At 66.3% G+C, this 264-nt stretch carries 1 pseudogene; it reads right to left on the reverse strand.

The features are described from left to right. A pseudogene (locus tag GRI89_RS00155) lies at positions 1 to 264 on the reverse strand (recombinase family protein); the annotation flags it as partial.

The raw sequence follows: 264 nt of genomic DNA on the forward strand, positions 1-264 counted from the left end.
TGCCGGCGATGATCGCCTCGATGATCTCGGGGGCAAGGAAGCTGAGGCGCATGACGCGGGTCATCCAGGACTTGCTCATTCCGAGCCGGGCGGCGAGCTGGGTGACCGTCAGCTGTTCATCGCAGAGCATCTGCCACCAGCATCGCGCCGTATGGAGTAGCTTGACCAGGTGCTGCTGCGGCTCGGGCGTGCCGGCCCGCATCCCGTTGTCATGGACGACGTGGACCGCGCGGCCCGTTCGGCGGATGGCAGCATCGATCCGAA

Source organism: Croceibacterium salegens (assembly GCF_009827435.1).
Taxonomy (GTDB): domain Bacteria; phylum Pseudomonadota; class Alphaproteobacteria; order Sphingomonadales; family Sphingomonadaceae; genus Croceibacterium_B; species Croceibacterium_B salegens.